The sequence below is a fragment of the Embleya sp. NPDC025285 genome, from assembly GCF_055558835.1.
The window spans coordinates 45,174-60,565 of record NZ_JBVHLU010000036.1; the positions used below are offsets into that span (position 1 = coordinate 45,174).

The following is a 15,392-nucleotide window of genomic DNA, read 5'->3' on the forward strand; positions in this document are numbered from 1 at the left end:
GAATCACCGCCATGGCAAGAATCGGTCGCGTCGAACGCGCCACCAAGGAAACCTCCGTCGAGGTCGAAATCGATCTGGACGGCTCGGGGAAGGTCGACGTCGCGACCGGCGTCGGCTTCTTCGACCACATGCTCGATCAGCTCGGCAAGCACGGCCTGTTCGACCTGACCGTCAAGACCCGCGGCGACCTGCACATCGACGCGCACCACACGATCGAGGACACCGCGCTCGCGCTCGGCGCCGCGTTCCGCCAGGCGCTCGGCGACAAGAAGGGCATCCGCCGGTTCGCCGACGCGTCGGTGCCGCTGGACGAGGCGCTCGCGCAGGTCACCGTGGACCTCTCCGGCCGGCCGTACCTGGTGCACTCGGAGCCGGAGAACATCGCGCCGATGATCGGCCCGGACTACGACACCACGCTGACCCGGCACATCCTGGAGTCGTTCGTCGCCCAGGCGCAGATCTGCCTGCATGTGCACGTGCCGTACGGGCGCAACGCGCACCACATCGTCGAGGCGCAGTTCAAGGCGCTGGCCAGGGCGCTGTCCGACGCGTGCGTGCTCGACCCGCGCCGGGCCGGCGTGATCCCCTCCACCAAGGGCGCGCTGTGAGCACCGGCGCGATGGTCCTGATCGTCTTCGGGCTGTTCCTGGTCGGCGGATGCATCTCGTTCGTCAAGCAGGGCCTGCCCAAGAGTGTGATCGCCCTGCTCGCCGTCGGCGCGTTCTTCTCGATCGCGGCCGGCGTCCTGAAGATCGGATAGCCGCGTGCCCAAGAAGGTCATCGTCCTGGACTACGGCTTCGGGAACGTGCGTTCGGCCGAGCGGGCGCTCGCGCACGCGGGCGCCGACGTGGAGATCAGCGCCGACCACAAGGCGGCGCTGAACGCCGACGGACTGCTCGTGCCCGGCGTGGGCGCGTTCGCCGCGTGCATGCAGGGCCTCAAGTCGGTCCGCGGGGACACCATCGTGGACAAGCGACTCGCCGGCGGCCGGCCGGTGCTGGGCATCTGCGTCGGGATGCAGATCCTGTTCGCGCGCGGCGTCGAGCACGGCGTGGCCACCGAGGGCTGCGCGCAGTGGCCCGGCACGGTCGAGCGCCTCGCCGCCCCGGTGGTGCCGCACATGGGCTGGAACACCGTCGAGGCACCCGCGGACAGCGTGCTCTTCCGCGATGTCACGCCGGACACTCGGTACTACTTCGTGCACTCCTACGCGGTGCGCACGTGGGAGATGCCGGTGGTCCAGGACGGCCCGCACATCCCGCCGGACGTCACCTGGAGCACGCACGGCACGCCGTTCGTGGCCGCCGTCGAGAACGGCGCGCTCAGCGCCACCCAGTTCCACCCGGAGAAGTCCGGCGAGGCCGGCGCGCAACTGCTGCGCAACTGGCTCGCGACCCTGTAGGCCCGCTCTTTCGCAAGTCCCCGCCGTGCCGTGTTCGCGCCGCGCCCTTGAACGCATCGTCCGTACGAACTGTTGAGGATCCCCACCGTCATGACCCAGACCCACCGCCTCGAACTGCTGCCCGCCGTCGACGTCGCCGACGGCCAGGCCGTCCGCCTGGTCAAGGGCGAGGCCGGGTCGGAGACCTCCTACGGTGACCCGTTGACCGCCGCCCTGGCCTGGCAGAGCGCCGGCGCCGAGTGGATCCACCTGGTCGACCTGGACGCCGCGTTCGGCAAGGGCAGCAACCGCGAGCTGCTCGCCGACGTGGTCGGCCGGCTCGACGTCCAGGTCGAGCTGTCCGGCGGCATCCGCGACGACGCGTCGCTGGAGGCGGCGCTGTCCACCGGCTGCCGGCGGGTCAACCTGGGCACCGCCGCGCTGGAGACGCCGGACTGGGTGCGCTCGGCGATCGCCCGGCACGGGGACCGGATCGCGGTCGGCCTGGACGTGCGCGGCACCACGCTGGCCGGTCGCGGCTGGACTCGCGAGGGCGGCGAGCTGTTCGAGACGCTGGCCCGCCTGGACGCGGACGGCTGCGCGCGCTACGTGGTCACCGACGTGAACAAGGACGGCACCCTGACCGGCCCGAACCTGCAACTCCTCAAGGACGTGTGCGCGGCCACGGACCGCCCGGTGGTGGCCTCGGGCGGGGTGTCCTCGTTGGCGGATCTGCGCGCCATCGCCGAACTGGTGCCGCTGGGTGTGGAAGGCTCGATCGTCGGCAAGGCGCTGTACGCCCAGGCGTTCACCCTCGAAGAGGCGTTGGAGGCGGTGTCCCGGTGACGGGCAGTGACAATTTGGGCAGTGACAACTCGGGCAATATCGAGCGGTATTCGTCCGGCGGGCGGTGGGAGGAGACCTTCGGGTACTCGCGCGCCGTCGCGGTCGGCGACTACGTGCACGTGTCGGGCTGCACCGCGGTCGTCGAGGGCAACCTCGCGCACGAGGGCGACCCGCACCACCAGACGCTCGCGGCGTTCGCGATCGCGCTGGACGCGCTGGCGCACTTCGGGCTCGGCGCCGCGGACGTGGTGCGCACCCGGATGTTCATCACCCACGCCCGCGACTCGGACGACGTGGGCCGCGCGCACGGCGAGCTGTTCGGCGAGACCCGGCCCGCCGCGACGATGGTCGTGGTGGCCGGGCTGATCGACTCGCGGATGCTGGTCGAGGTCGAGGTGGACGCGTACCGGGGGAGGGCCTCGTGACGTTGGCCGTACGGGTGATTCCGTGTCTGGACGTGGACGCCGGCCGGGTGGTCAAGGGCGTCAATTTCCAAAACCTGCGGGACGCGGGCGACCCGGTCGAGATGGCCCGGGTGTACGACGCCGAGGGCGCGGACGAACTGGTCTTCCTCGACATCACCGCGTCCTCGGGCAACCGGGAGACCACGTACGACGTGGTCCGGCGCACCGCCGAGCAGGTGTTCATCCCGCTCACCGTCGGCGGCGGGGTGCGCGCGGTCGAGGACGTGGACAAGCTGCTGCGGGCGGGCGCGGACAAGGTGGGCGTGAACACCGCGGCCATCCAACGGCCCGAGCTGATCGCCGAGATCGCGGACCGGTTCGGTTCGCAGGTGTTGGTGCTCTCGGTGGACGCGCGGCGGCGCCGGGACGGTGCGCCGGGCTTCGAGGTGACCACGCACGGCGGGCGCACCGGCACCGGCATCGACGCGGTGGGGTGGGCCGCGAAGGCGGCCGAGCTCGGCGCGGGCGAGATCCTGCTCAACTCGATGGACGCGGACGGCACCAAGGACGGCTACGACCTGGAGCTGACCCGACTGGTCCGGGCCGAAGTGGGCATCCCGGTGATCGCCTCCGGGGGCGCGGGCGCGTTGGAGCACTTCGCGCCGGCCGTGGACGCGGGCGCGGACGCGGTGCTCGCGGCGAGCGTGTTCCACTTCGGCCTGTTGCGGATCCCGCAGGTCAAGGACGTGCTGCGGGCGACGGGCCACTCGGTGCGCTGAGCACGGGCGGGCCACGAGGAGCCGACCGCACCCGCGGTCGGCTTTTTCGTGACCGAATGCGAAGGGATTCTTTCGAAAGATTCATTGCGAAAAGATTCCTTCGGATCTACGGTGGGCTCATGAGCGAGCAGCCGCCGGCGCGCCGGATGATCAAGGACGTACAGACCCTCAAGGTGTTCACCCACCCGCTGCGGATCAGCCTGCTGCGGATGTTGCACGCCGGCGGTCCGGCCACCGCGTCGATGCTGGCCAAGCGGGTGGACGCGACGCCGGCGCTGGTCAGCTACCACGTGCGCACGCTGGCCGGCCACGGCTTCGTGGTCGAGGACCCCGAGCACGCCGAGGACGGGCGCGAGCGCTGGTGGAAGGTGGTCGAGGACCTCACCTTCTCGTTCGGCGACTTCGCCGAGGACCGGGTCGGCCGGGACCTGTCCGCGAGCATCGCGCGGGTGCTGGGCTCGCAGTCCGAGGACCGCTACCGGCGCTTCCTGGACGAGATGCAGGTGTGGGGGGCGGAGTGGGCCGGCGCGGCCTTCAGCGGCGCCCCCACGCTCCGGCTGACCGCCGCCGAACTGCGCGAACTCGCGGGTGCCATCCAGGACCTCGTGGACGGCTACCGCGACCGCGAGACACCCGGCGCGGAACACGTGGAGATCTACTACCGCGGCTTCCCCTACCGGCTGTGATCCGCGGACGGGGCGGGAGCCCCTGGACGCCGCCCGCCACGCGCCGTCGGCGCCGCACAGACCGCACGCACCGCACACACACGGGAACGGGGACGAGCATGGCCATCACCGGGACCGCCGGCGCGACACCGCGGCTCGCCCATCGCGACCCGCGCGTACTGGCCTGGCTCGGCGCCTACACCGCGTCGCTGATCGGCGATCAGATCTGGTTCCTGGCGCTGTCCTGGACGGCGGTGCGCAGCGGCGACGCGACGCAGACCGGGTGGGTGCTGGCCGCCGGATCGCTGCCCCGAGCCCTGCTGATGTTGCCCGGCGGAGCGATCGCGGATCGGTACGGACCGCGCCGGGTGGTCCTCGGCAGCGACCTGGTGCGCTGCGCGGTGATGCTGGTCGCCGCGCTCGCGGTGCTCGCGCGCAGCCCCGGGATCGGGCTGCTGGTGCTGATCGCGCTGCTGTTCGGCGCGGTGGACGCGTTGTTCATGCCCGCCGTGGGCGCGTTGCCGGCGCGGTTGACCACGCGTACGCAACTGGTCCGGGTGCAGGGCATGCGCTCGTTGTCCCAGCGGGTGGCCACCGTGGTGTCCGCGCCGATCGGCGGCGCGGCGCTGGCGATGGGCGGCGCGAAGGCAGCCTTCACACTGAACGCGGCGCTGTTCGCGCTCTCCCTCGCACTGCTGTGGCGGCTTCGTCCGGGACCCGCGCCCGAGGCGGAACCGGGGCAGGAGGAGCCGGAGTTGGGCCTGCGTGCGGGCCTGCGGTACGTGGTCCGGCATCGGGTGCTGGGGCCGCTGCTGGCGGTCACCGCGCTGATGGAGTTGGGCTTCACCATCCCGATGAACATCGGCATCGTGCTGCTTGCCGACGACGCGGGCTGGGGGCCGGGCGGGATGGGCGTGGTGCTGGGCGCGTGGGGGATCGGCGCGGCGATCGGCGCGCTGGCACTGACCGTCGCGGGCCGGGTGCCGCGCCCGGCGCTCGTGTTGCCGGTGGGGATGGTCGTGATGGCCGCGAGTCTGGTCGGCCTGGGCTACGCGCCCGGCCTGGGAGCGGGCGTGGCGTGCGCGGTGGCGCTGGGTGTGGGCACCGGCGTGGTCGGCGGTGCCGGGAGCGCCCTGGTGCAGACCACGTGCGCGCCCGGCGCGCTGGGTCGGGTGACCGCGCTCCAGATGTTGTTCGGGGTCGGTCTGATCCCGCTGCTGTACCCCGTCGGCGGCATGCTCGCGTCGGCCCACGGCCCCTCGGTCGTGTTCGCCGCCGGTGGCGGCGCGATGCTCCTGGGGGTGCTCCTGGCGCTCGTGAGCGGAGCGTTTCGCCGCCGACCGTGAGGCGCCGCCGGCGCGGACTCCGGCCGGCAGACGCGAAATCGGGTCACGGAAGGATTCCGGTCCCACAACGATCATCTGACCCGGAGTCAAGTAGTTGGGCCCGGCCGAGCGGTGGGTTCACCCGATCGGGCAGGCTAGGCACATGACGATGCCGCCATCACCCGGACAGGGGGGCTACCCCGGCTACGGGCAGCAACCCGGCCAGGGTTATCCGAGCAACCAGCCGTACCCCGGGCAGCAGTACCCACAGGGTGGGCAGCAGTATCCGCCTCCGCAAAACCCGTACGGCGGCGCGCCGCAGTACCCGGGGGCCGGCGGCGGACCGCAGTACCCCGGAAACTACGGGGGCGGGGGCTACGGCGGCGGCATGCCGCCCGGCCCCAACCAGGGCGGCTCCGGCAAGGGCCCGCTGATCGCCGTGGTGATCGCCGCGATCGTCGTGGTCGGTGGCATCATCGCCACGCTGGTCGTGGTGCTGGGCGGGGACGACAAGAAGGACGACAAGGCCGGGCCCACGAACAGCGCGACCACCTCGTCCAGTTCCAAGCCGACGAGCAGCACGAGCGCGCCGAGCACCCCCACCGGCCGCCCGACCACCAGCCGCCCGACCCCGCCGCGGACCACGTCCGGCACGTCCGACCCGGACCTGCCCTCGGAGGTCCGGTACGTGGACCTGTCCAAGGGCGACTGCGTCACCCTGGACGCCACGTCGGGCACCATCGACAAGACGTCCTGCAACAGCACGCACACCGGCGAGGTCTTCCTGACCTACGAGCTCACCGGCAGCACCTACCCGGGTGAGGCGGCGATCACCGACCAGACCGAGTCGAAGTGCACGCCCGCGATGAGCACGGCGCTCAGCGGCCGGTCCGACGCCTCGCAGTTCACCTTCACCTACACCTTCCCCAAGCAGCCGGGGTGGGACATCGGTCGCCGCAAGGTGACCTGCATCGCGAAGTACAAGTCGGGGCAGACACTCACCAAGCCACTGCGCTGACCCGAGCGCCCGGCCCTTGGGGGAGGGATCGACGTGATGAGCACTCCCGGCGGATACCCGGGCGGCAACCACGGTTCCGGCGGCTACGGCGGGGGCGGGTACGGCGGCGGTGCGGGCGGCTATCCCGGCGGCCCCGCGGGGCCGCCGCCCACGAACCCGCCGTCGCCCTACGACGGTCCGACGATCGGCGGCCCGCCCTACGGCGGCGGCCCTCCGTACGGTGGTGGCGGCCCACCGTACGGAGGCGGACCGCCCTACGGCCCGGGCGGTCCCGGCGGCCCCTCCGGCGGGCGGGGCGGCGGGCGCGTGGTGGCGATCGTGGTGGTCGTCGCGCTGGTGATCGCCGGCGGCGTGATCGCCCTGGTGCTGAGCCTGGGCGGGGACGACGACAAGGGCGACAAGGCCGGCCCGGCGGACACCGCGACCGGGCGCACGAGCGCGCCGGCGAGCACTCCGCCGCCCACGGACACCCCCGAGCCGCCGTCGAGCGAGCCGCCGAGTACCCGGGCCGTCACGCCCCAGGCGACCAACTCCAACGGCAGCGTCGCGGTCAAGAAGGTCCCGCTCAGCCCGGGCGACTGCATTTCGTTCGCGGCCGTCGGCACGGACGTGGACAAGGTCGCGTGCACGGCGCCGCACGACGGGCAGCACGTCCGGAACGTCGCGCTGCCGGACGGCACCTGGCCCGGCGACGCGGCGATGGACACCCAGGCGTCCGCGGTGTGCAAGCCGATCGCCGAACCCGTGATCGCCCGCCAACCCGAGGCGGAGCAGCTGACCTGGCTCTACATCTACCCGAAGGAATCGGGCTGGATCAGTGGCGACCGCGAGGTGCAGTGCCTGGTGTCCTACGTGGACGAGACCAAGAAGCTGACGGCGCCCCTGCGATAGGACCGCAGGGGACCGCGAACGGACCCGAGGGCCGGACGGGGCCGCACGGCCCGTCCGACCCTCGGGGGCGACCGGCCCAAGACCGGGCTCGGCTCAGCGCGACGTCTTCTGCTGCGCCGTCCACGAGGCGTGCAGCCGCGAGTAGATCCCGCCGGCCCCGACCAGGCGGGTGTGCGGCCCGCGTTCGACCAGCTTGCCCGCGTCGAACACGAGCACCTCGTCGGCCGATTCGGCGGTGGACATCCGGTGTGCGATGAACACCGCGGTGCGGCCCCGGGTCAGCCCGTCCAGGGCCCGCCCGATCCGTACCTCGGTGGCCGGGTCCACGGCCGACGTCGCCTCGTCCAGGACCAGCAGGTCGGGATCGGCGATGTAGGCCCGCACGAGCGCGACCAGTTGCCGCTCGCCCGCCGACAACGACTCGCCGCGCTGGCCCACGGGGGTGTCCAGGCCCGCGGCCAGCCCGGCCAACCAATCGGCCAACCCCAGGTCGGTGAACGCGGTGCGAATGGCCGCGTCGTCCGCGTCCGGCCGGCCGTAGCGCACGTTCTCGCGCAGCGTGGCGTCGAACAGGAAGCCCTCCTGCGGCACCATCACCACCCGGGCGCGCAGCGACGAGAAGCGCACCCGGGGCAGTTCGACGCCGTCCAGCAGCACCCGACCCTCGTCCGGGTCGACGAGGCGGGTGAGCAGCTTGGCGAACGTGGTCTTGCCGGAGCCGGTCTCGCCGACCACCGCGATCCTCGTCCTGGGCGCGAGCGTGACGTCCACGTCGTGCAGGATCCGCGGCCCGCCCGGGTACCCGTACGAGACGTGGTCGAAGGCGACCTCGACCGGGCCGCGCGGGAGTTCCTCGCCCGCGTCGCCCGGGTCGGCGATGTCCGGCTCCGCGTCCAGCACCTCCAGCACCCGGCGCCAGCCCGCGAGCGCGTTCTGCGCCTCGTTGAGGATCTCCACGCCCATCTGCACCGGGCCCACGAACAGGGTGACCAGGAACAGGAAGGCGACCAGTTCGCCGACGCTGAGCTGCCCGTCGATGCCCAGCCACACACCCACCACCACCACGAGGCCGTTGGCCAGGCCGACCACGAACTCGCCCATCGGGAAGGTCAACGCGACGAACAACTGGGCGCGGGTCTGCGCGTCCCGGTGCGCGTCCACCGACGCGTCGATCCGACGCGCGGTGCGGTCCTCGATGCCGTGCGCGCGCACGATCGCGGCGCCCACCACCGGCTCCGCGATCGCGCCGAGCATCCGGCCCATGGCCACCCGCACGTGCGAGTAGGCGGCGGCGATGCGCTTTTGCACCGCGCGCATGAAGAAGTACAGCGGCGCGAAGCACACCCACACGAGCAGCGTGAGCTGCCACGAGTAGACGAACATCAGCACCGTCACCAGCGCGATCTGCCCGACGCTGACGATCAGCAGCAGACCGCCGAACTGGATGAAGCGGCTGATCGTGTCCACGTCGCCGGTCACCCGCGAGACCAGCGAGCCGCGCTTCTCGGACTGCTGGTGCAGCGTGGACAGGTCGTGGATGTGCCGGAAGGCGGCCACCCGCAGGGTGGACAACCCGCGCTCGCTGGTGCGGTACAGGCGCACGTTCATCGCGTACGCGGACACCGCGGTGACCACCACCGCCAGCGCCGCGAGCGCGGCCATCGTGCGCACCACGGTCAGGTCCGGGCCGGCGTCGGCGCGCAGGCCCCGGTCGATGGTCTGCTGGACGGCCAGCGGCACCACGATCCGGCCGGCCGTGCCCACCACGGCCAGCAACAGCGTGACGATCCAGCCCTCGGTGAACTCCGGGGTCAACCGCAGGCCCCGGCGCAGCACGCTCCATCCGGACTCGGTCGGCCGGGTCGACGCGGGGTCGGCGCCGATCCGCGACGCGGCCTTCGGCTCGGGTTCGGGCGCCTTGGCCGTGACGGTGGCGATACTCATGAAGCCGTGGCCTCCTCGGCCTCGCTGACGTCGATGTCGAGATCCTCGTCCGCGCCCTCGCGCGCGGCGCGCTCGTACGCGTTGACCAGTCGGCGGTAGCCCACCGAGCGGTCCAGCAACTCGTGGTGCGGGCCGCGGTCGAGCACCCGGCCGCCCTCGACGTAGATCACCTCGTCGGCGAGCGCGATGGTGGCCTTGCGGTAGGCCACCACGACCACCGTCGCGGGGCCCGCGTCGCGCAGCCCGTGCAGGATGGCCGCCTCCACCCGCGGGTCCACCGCAGAGGTGGCGTCGTCCAGGACCAACAGGCGCGGGCGCCGCACCAGCGCCCGGGCCAGCGCGATGCGCTGGCGCTGGCCGCCGGAGAGGGTGGTCCCGCGCTCGCCCACCTGGGTGTCCAGGCCCTCGGGCAGCGCGGTGACGAAGTCGGCTTGGGCGATCCGCAGCGCCTCCTGCACCGCCGCGTCGTCCAGGTCCAGGCCCAGGGTGATGTTGTCGCGCACGCTGTCGTCGAACAGGAACGCCTGCTGCGGCACCAGCGCCGCGGTGGCCGCGATCCCGCCACGCCGATAGTCGCGCAGGTCGGTGCCGTCCAGCAGGATCGCGCCGTCGACCGGGTCGACCAGGCGCACCAGGAGCGAGACCAGCGTGGACTTGCCGGACCCGGTCGGGCCGACGACCGCGATGGTGCGCCCGGGCTCGACGTCGAAGGCCACGTCGTGCAGCACGTCGGTGTCGTCGGTGTAGCCGAAGCGCACCGCGCGGGCCTGCAGGCGGGCCGGACCGGCAGAGGCGTCGCCGCCCTCGATCGCCCCGTAGGCGTGCTCGCCCTCGGCCTCCAGCACCCCCTTGACCCGGTCGAAGCCGACCACCGAGCGCGGCATGTCGCCCAGCAGCCAGCCGATCGCCCGGACCGGGAAGGCCAACAGGGTGAACAGGTAGGCCACCTGGACCAGGTCGCCGGGGGCCAGGTCCCCGTGCGAGACCCGGACTGTGCCGACCACCAGCACCAGCAGCACGCCGAAGCTGGGCAGCGCCTCCAGGATCGGGTCGAACAGCGCCCGCACCCGGCCCACCGCGATGTTCGCGTCGGCCAACTCGCGCGACGCGGCGGCGAAGCGGGTGGTCTCCTCGGTCTCGCGGCCCAGCGTCTTGACCACCAACGCGCCGTCGAAGCTCTCGTGCGCGATCTCCGCGACGTCGGCACGCAACTCCTGCGCGCGCATCGCCAGCGGGCCCTGCTTGCGCTGATAGATCACGTTGAGCAGGGCGATCGCCGGGAAGATCACGAAGCCGACCAGCGCGAGCGCCCAGTCGGTGAGCACCATCGAGATCGCCGCGACGAACAACATCACCACCACGCCGGTGGCCATCGGCAGCGGCGCGACCGGATTCCAGGCCGCCTCGACGTCGGCGTTCGCGTTGGACAGCAGCGTCCCGGTGGGGTGGCGGTGGTGCCACGCGAGCGGCAGCCGCAGGTACTGCCGGGTGACCCGACGCCGGTAGGTGGCCTGGAGGCGGTACTGCATCACACCCGCCCACAGGCGGCGCCCGATCACGCCGAACGCCTTGAGCAGCGCGATGCCGAAGACCGCCGCGAACGCGCCGATCAGCGCACCGGCCGTGGTCCGCCCGTCCCGGAACGCGGGAATGATCACCTCGTCGGTGACCCGGCCCAGCACCAGGGCCGAGCCGACCGTCATCACGCCGTACACCGCGCTCGCGCCCACCGCGGCGGCGAAGATCCGCGGTTCCTCGCGGATCGCCACACCGATGACGCGCAGTCCTTGTCGCAGCACGACCTTGTCCGCCACGGGGCTCACTTTCACGGGAATCCGGCCGCCGCGAACGGGGCTCTCGAAGGATGGTTGTCCAATGAAAGTACAAGGCACGTCGGACGGCCCGGATTCCCCGGCGCGGACCTCGGTTCGATCAGGATCGACGCACCCGGCTCGGCTTGGACCGCACCTTTCCCGCATGTCACCCTGTTTCGGGCGTTCCCCGCCGGCCGTGCCGGAGTGTCGCCGGCATCCGCAACCAAACCCCGGGCCGGTCTCGTCTCCACGGGCGTGCCCTGACCATGATCCATAGGACCGAGGACGCCGCTGTGGGCCTGACCAGCCTCAAACTGATAATCCTGCTCGGCGTCGTCGCCTTCGCGGCGGCCGCGGCCGCCGTGTACTTCTGGCCGAAGTTGTCCCGCCAGGGGGTACTGCCGATCCTGGGACGGGTCGGCATCCTGCTGAGCACGCAGGTGCTGCTGATGGCCACCGTCGCGGTGATCGGCAACCGCTACTTCGTCTTCTACACGACCTGGGACGACCTGCTCGGGCACACCGGCAAGCCGGTGGTGAACTTCGGCACCAACGGTCCCGGTGACGTGCCCAAGCTGGTCAAGGAGAACGGGACCGAGACGATAGACGTCCCGCAGGGCAAGAACCCGCAGGCCGCGGGCCAGATCATGCAGGTGGACGTGGCAGGGCGACGCAGCGGGCTGGGCACGGCCGCGCTGGTCTACCTGCCGCCGCAGTACTTCCAGGCCCAGTACAAGGACCGGCGCTTCCCGGTCGTGGTCGTGCTCACCGGCTACCCCGGCAACGAGCGCAACCTGGTCACCCGCCTGGAACTGCCCAAGTTCGCCGCCACCGAGATCGCCGCCGGCCGGGTCCAGCCCACCATCTACGTGATGATGAAACCGAGCGTCGGCGTCGCCCGCGACACCGAGTGCACCGACGTGCCCGGTGGGCCGCAGGTGGGCATGTTCTTCAGCCAGGACCTGCCCGAGGCGATCAGCCAGGCCTACCGGGTCGCCCCCGGACCGCGCGGCTGGGGCATGCTCGGCGACTCCACCGGCGGCTACTGCGCGGCCAAGCTCGCGATGCTGCACTCGGACCGGATCGGCGCGGGCGTCGCGCTGTCCGCCGACTACGGCGCGCCGATGGACGGCGACACCGGCGACCTGTACGGCGGCAGCAAGGCGTACCGCAACCAGCACGACCTGATGTGGCGGCTGAAGAACATGCCGATGCCACCCGTCAGCCTGCTGCTCACCAGCAGCGAGAGCGGTGAGCCGAACCTGGCCGACACCAAGGAGTTCCAGCGACTGGCCAAACCGCCGCTGAAGGTGGACACGCTGCTCCTGCCCACCGGCGGGCACAACTTCAAGACCTGGCAGGCGGTCCTGCCGGACGCGCTGCGCTGGATGAGCACGCAACAGAACACCGACCAACCCAAGGACTCCGCGCCGATCGCCGCGTCGCCGTGACCGCACCGCCGACGGGACGCTCCGACCGCATGCCCCGACCCCACACGTGTGACCGCACACCCGTGACCGCGCCCCCTTGACCGCGCCCGGTGCGGGCCGAAGGATCGGCACATGCCGACTTCCCACGCCCGCACCGAACGTGCCGCGCTCGCCGAACTCCTGCGCGTGCTCGGCCCGGACGCGCCCACCCTGTGCGAGGGTTGGACCACCCGCGACCTCGCGGCGCACCTGGTGATCCGCGAGCGGCGCCCCGACTCCGCGCCGGGCATCATGTTCGAGGCGCTCGCCGGCCACACCGAGAAGGTCCGGCTGCGGCAGGCGGCCAAGCCGTACGAACAGACCGTGCGCCTGGTCGCCGACGGCCCGCCGCGGCTGTCCGTGTTCGGCATCCCCGGTGTGGACGCCGCCGCCAACACGATGGAGTACTTCATCCACCTGGAGGACGTGCGCCGCGCGCAGCCCGGCGGCGCCGAGCCGCGCGAACTGGACCCCGCGCTCACCGAGATCCTGTGGAAGCGGGCCGTCGGCTCCTCGCGGATCGCGCTGCGCGGCGTCCCGGTCGGCGTGGCGCTGCGCCGCACCGACACCGGACCCGACGAACAGCCCAGGACCATCCACAAGGGCACGCCCGTGGTGACCCTGAGCGGACACCCGGGCGAACTGCTCCTGTACCTGTTCGGCCGCAAGGACCGGGCCCGGGTCGAGCTGGACGGCGACCCGGCGGCGATCGACACCCTGCGTACGGCCCGTACCGGCCTGTGAACACCGAACCGGTCGGCCCGCGCGGGTCTGCGACAATGCGCGCATGACCGGTGCCACCCACCCGCCCGCGCGGCCGTCCGACCTCGACCCGACCATCGCCGCACGCCTCAAGCGCGACCCCGACGGCCTGATCGCCGCCGTCGCGCAGGCCGGCGACACGGGCGAGGTGCTGATGGTCGGCTGGATGGACGATGAGGCCCTGCATCGCACGCTGACCACCGGCCGATGCACCTACTGGAGCCGCAGCCGGCAGGAGTACTGGGTCAAGGGCGACACCTCCGGCCACGTGCAGAAGGTGCTCTCGGTCGCGCTCGACTGCGACGGCGACGCCGTGCTGGTGCGGGTCGAGCAGACCGGCGCCGCGTGCCACACCGGCGACCGCACGTGCTTCGACGCGGACGTCCTGCCCGTCTCCGACTGACCGCCGCCGACCCCGGGCCCGCGTGGCCCCGGCTCCGCCCGACCTCGCTGCCCGGGAGATTGCGCACGCCATGACCACCGGAACCGTCACCCCCGACCTCGACACCTTCCGGGCGCTCGCGCGCGACCGGCGGGTCATCCCCGTCACCCGGAGCTTCCTGGCCGACGGCGACACCCCCGTCGGGCTGTACCGCAAACTCGCCGCCGAGCGGCCCGGCACCTTCCTGCTGGAGTCCGCCGAGAACGGCCGCTCGTGGTCCCGCTATTCGTTCGTGGGCGTGCGCAGCGCGGCGGTGCTCACCGAGGCGGCCGGACGGGCCCGCTGGCTGGGCACCCCGCCGGTGGGCGTGCCGGTGGACGGCGATCCGCTGGAGGTACTGCGGGCCACCGTGGCCGCGTTGCACACCCCGCACGGCGTCCCGGGCCTGGAACTGCCACCGCTGACCGGCGGGATGGTCGGCTACCTCGGCTACGACGTGGTGCGCCGGCTGGAACGGCTGCCCGACGCGACCGTGGACGACCTGCGGGTGCCGGAACTGATGATGTTCCTGGCCACCGACCTCGCGGTGCTCGACCACGCGGACGGCAGCGTGTTGCTGATCGCCAACGCGATCAACCACGACAACCGCGAGTCCGGCGTCGACGAGGCCTACCACGCGGCGGTGGCCCGGCTCGACGCGATGACGGCCGACCTGGCCCGGCCGACCGGACTGGCCGCGGCCTCGTTCGAGCGCGCCGCGCCGGCGGAGGCGGTCGGCCCGTGGGGCTCACCCGCCTACCGCAAGGCGGTGGAGGCGGCCAAGGAGGAAATCCGGGCCGGCGAGGCGTTCCAGATCGTGCTGTCCCAGCGCTTCGAGATGCCCACCGAGGCCGGCGCGCTGGACGTGTACCGGATCCTGCGCGCGACCAACCCCAGTCCGTACATGTACCTGTTCCGGCTGCCGGGCCCGGACGGCGGCGCCGAGGGCGGCTTCGACGTGGTCGGCTCCAGCCCCGAGGCGCTGGTCAAGGTCGAGAACGGGCGCGCGATGCTGCACCCGATCGCGGGCACCCGCCCGCGCGGCGCCACCCCCCAGCAGGACGCCGACCTGGCCGAGGAGTTGCTCGCCGACCCGAAGGAACGCGCCGAGCACCTGATGCTGGTCGACCTGGGCCGCAACGACCTGGGCCGGGTCTGCGCACCCGGCACGGTCGAGGTGATCGACTTCATGTCGGTCGAGCGGTACAGCCACGTGATGCACATCGTGTCCACCGTGGTGGGCGAGTTGGCCCCGGAGCGCACCGCGTTGGACGTGTTCGCCGCGTGCTTCCCGGCGGGCACCCTCTCCGGCGCGCCCAAGCCGCGCGCGATGGAGATCATCGAGAACTTCGAGCCGACCCGGCGCGGGCTGTACGGCGGTTGTGTGGGCTACGTCGACTTCGCCGGCGACCTGGACACCGCGATCGCGATCCGCACCGCGCTCATCCGCGACGGTGTGGCGTACGTCCAGGCCGGTGCGGGCGTGGTGGCCGACTCCTCGCCCGAGGCCGAGGACATCGAGTGCCGCAACAAGGCGGCGGCGGTGCTGCGCGCGATCGCCATCGCGGGGACGTTGACGCCGGCGCACGAGGTATAGGGCGGGTCTCGGGACCCGGTAGGAGTTCGTCCTCGAACCGGCCGGGGCTGGTTCTCGGGCCCGGCTCGGGCCTCG

At 72.4% G+C, this 15,392-nt stretch carries 16 protein-coding genes; 14 read left to right on the forward strand and 2 right to left on the reverse strand.

Annotation, left to right across the window (positions count from 1 at the left end; translation table 11 throughout):
- Window positions 1-11 precede the first annotated feature (11 nt).
- From hisB to ACZ4FV_RS24320, 10 genes are all read left to right on the forward strand, one after another.
- The gene (hisB, locus tag ACZ4FV_RS24275; protein WP_395862473.1) at window positions 12-608 is read left to right on the forward strand and encodes an imidazoleglycerol-phosphate dehydratase HisB; all 597 of its coding nucleotides are present in this window, start codon (window positions 12-14) and stop codon (window positions 606-608) included.
- Window positions 605-760, forward strand: coding sequence for a hypothetical protein (locus ACZ4FV_RS24280; RefSeq protein WP_170222315.1), 156 nt, complete (start codon window positions 605-607; stop codon window positions 758-760). The genes hisB and ACZ4FV_RS24280 overlap by 4 nt, the downstream gene beginning before the upstream one ends.
- A 4-nt stretch (window positions 761-764) precedes the next feature.
- Window positions 765-1,403: an imidazole glycerol phosphate synthase subunit HisH gene (gene hisH / locus ACZ4FV_RS24285; RefSeq protein WP_395862475.1), complete on the forward strand. Its 639-nt coding sequence runs from the start codon at window positions 765-767 to the stop codon at window positions 1,401-1,403.
- Between the two features lie 90 nt (window positions 1,404-1,493).
- Window positions 1,494-2,228 (forward strand): bifunctional 1-(5-phosphoribosyl)-5-((5-phosphoribosylamino)methylideneamino)imidazole-4-carboxamide isomerase/phosphoribosylanthranilate isomerase PriA, encoded by a 735-nt coding sequence (priA, locus tag ACZ4FV_RS24290; protein WP_395862477.1) that lies wholly within the window; start codon window positions 1,494-1,496, stop codon window positions 2,226-2,228.
- Window positions 2,225-2,653, forward strand: a complete 429-nt coding sequence (locus ACZ4FV_RS24295) for a RidA family protein (protein WP_395862479.1) — start codon at window positions 2,225-2,227, stop codon at window positions 2,651-2,653. Before priA ends, ACZ4FV_RS24295 begins: the two co-directional genes overlap by 4 nt.
- Window positions 2,650-3,411, forward strand: a complete 762-nt coding sequence (gene hisF / locus ACZ4FV_RS24300; RefSeq protein ID WP_395862481.1) for an imidazole glycerol phosphate synthase subunit HisF — start codon at window positions 2,650-2,652, stop codon at window positions 3,409-3,411. Before ACZ4FV_RS24295 ends, hisF begins: the two co-directional genes overlap by 4 nt.
- A 119-nt stretch (window positions 3,412-3,530) precedes the next feature.
- Entirely contained in the window at window positions 3,531-4,097 is a 567-nt protein-coding gene (locus ACZ4FV_RS24305; protein ID WP_395862483.1) for a helix-turn-helix domain-containing protein, read from the forward strand.
- A 98-nt stretch (window positions 4,098-4,195) separates the two neighbouring features.
- Window positions 4,196-5,422, forward strand: a complete 1,227-nt coding sequence (locus ACZ4FV_RS24310; protein WP_465323259.1) for an MFS transporter — start codon at window positions 4,196-4,198, stop codon at window positions 5,420-5,422.
- Between the two features lie 142 nt (window positions 5,423-5,564).
- Window positions 5,565-6,419 (forward strand): septum formation family protein, encoded by an 855-nt coding sequence (locus ACZ4FV_RS24315; RefSeq protein WP_395862486.1) that lies wholly within the window; start codon window positions 5,565-5,567, stop codon window positions 6,417-6,419.
- A 36-nt stretch (window positions 6,420-6,455) separates the two neighbouring features.
- Window positions 6,456-7,310, forward strand: a complete 855-nt coding sequence (locus tag ACZ4FV_RS24320; protein ID WP_395862488.1) for a septum formation family protein — start codon at window positions 6,456-6,458, stop codon at window positions 7,308-7,310.
- 93 nt (window positions 7,311-7,403) lie between these two features.
- On the opposite strand, the gene ACZ4FV_RS24325 is transcribed toward ACZ4FV_RS24320, so the two are convergent.
- The gene (locus ACZ4FV_RS24325; protein WP_395862490.1) at window positions 7,404-9,254 is read right to left on the reverse strand and encodes an ABC transporter ATP-binding protein; all 1,851 of its coding nucleotides are present in this window, start codon (window positions 9,252-9,254) and stop codon (window positions 7,404-7,406) included.
- On the reverse strand, window positions 9,251-11,068 hold the full coding sequence (locus ACZ4FV_RS24330) for an ABC transporter ATP-binding protein (RefSeq protein ID WP_402231724.1): 1,818 nt from the start codon (window positions 11,066-11,068) through the stop codon (window positions 9,251-9,253). The genes ACZ4FV_RS24325 and ACZ4FV_RS24330 overlap by 4 nt, the downstream gene beginning before the upstream one ends.
- A 266-nt stretch (window positions 11,069-11,334) precedes the next feature.
- On the opposite strand from ACZ4FV_RS24330, the gene ACZ4FV_RS24335 reads away from it, so the two are divergent.
- The 4 genes from ACZ4FV_RS24335 (at window position 11,335) to ACZ4FV_RS24350 (ending at window position 15,317) form a co-directional block, all read left to right on the forward strand.
- Window positions 11,335-12,519 carry an alpha/beta hydrolase gene (locus ACZ4FV_RS24335; protein ID WP_395862494.1) on the forward strand — a complete coding sequence of 395 codons (1,185 nt, stop codon included), beginning with the start codon at window positions 11,335-11,337 and terminating at the stop codon, window positions 12,517-12,519.
- 111 nt (window positions 12,520-12,630) lie between these two features.
- Entirely contained in the window at window positions 12,631-13,281 is a 651-nt protein-coding gene (locus tag ACZ4FV_RS24340) for a TIGR03085 family metal-binding protein (RefSeq protein WP_402231720.1), read from the forward strand.
- Between the two features lie 43 nt (window positions 13,282-13,324).
- A complete protein-coding gene (hisI, locus tag ACZ4FV_RS24345) occupies window positions 13,325-13,702 on the forward strand; it encodes a phosphoribosyl-AMP cyclohydrolase (protein ID WP_355537328.1) in 378 nt (125 codons plus the stop codon).
- Window positions 13,703-13,772: 70 nt separating this feature from the next.
- On the forward strand, window positions 13,773-15,317 hold the full coding sequence (locus ACZ4FV_RS24350) for an anthranilate synthase component I (RefSeq protein ID WP_465323260.1): 1,545 nt from the start codon (window positions 13,773-13,775) through the stop codon (window positions 15,315-15,317).
- The last annotated feature ends 75 nt before the right edge of the window (window positions 15,318-15,392 follow it).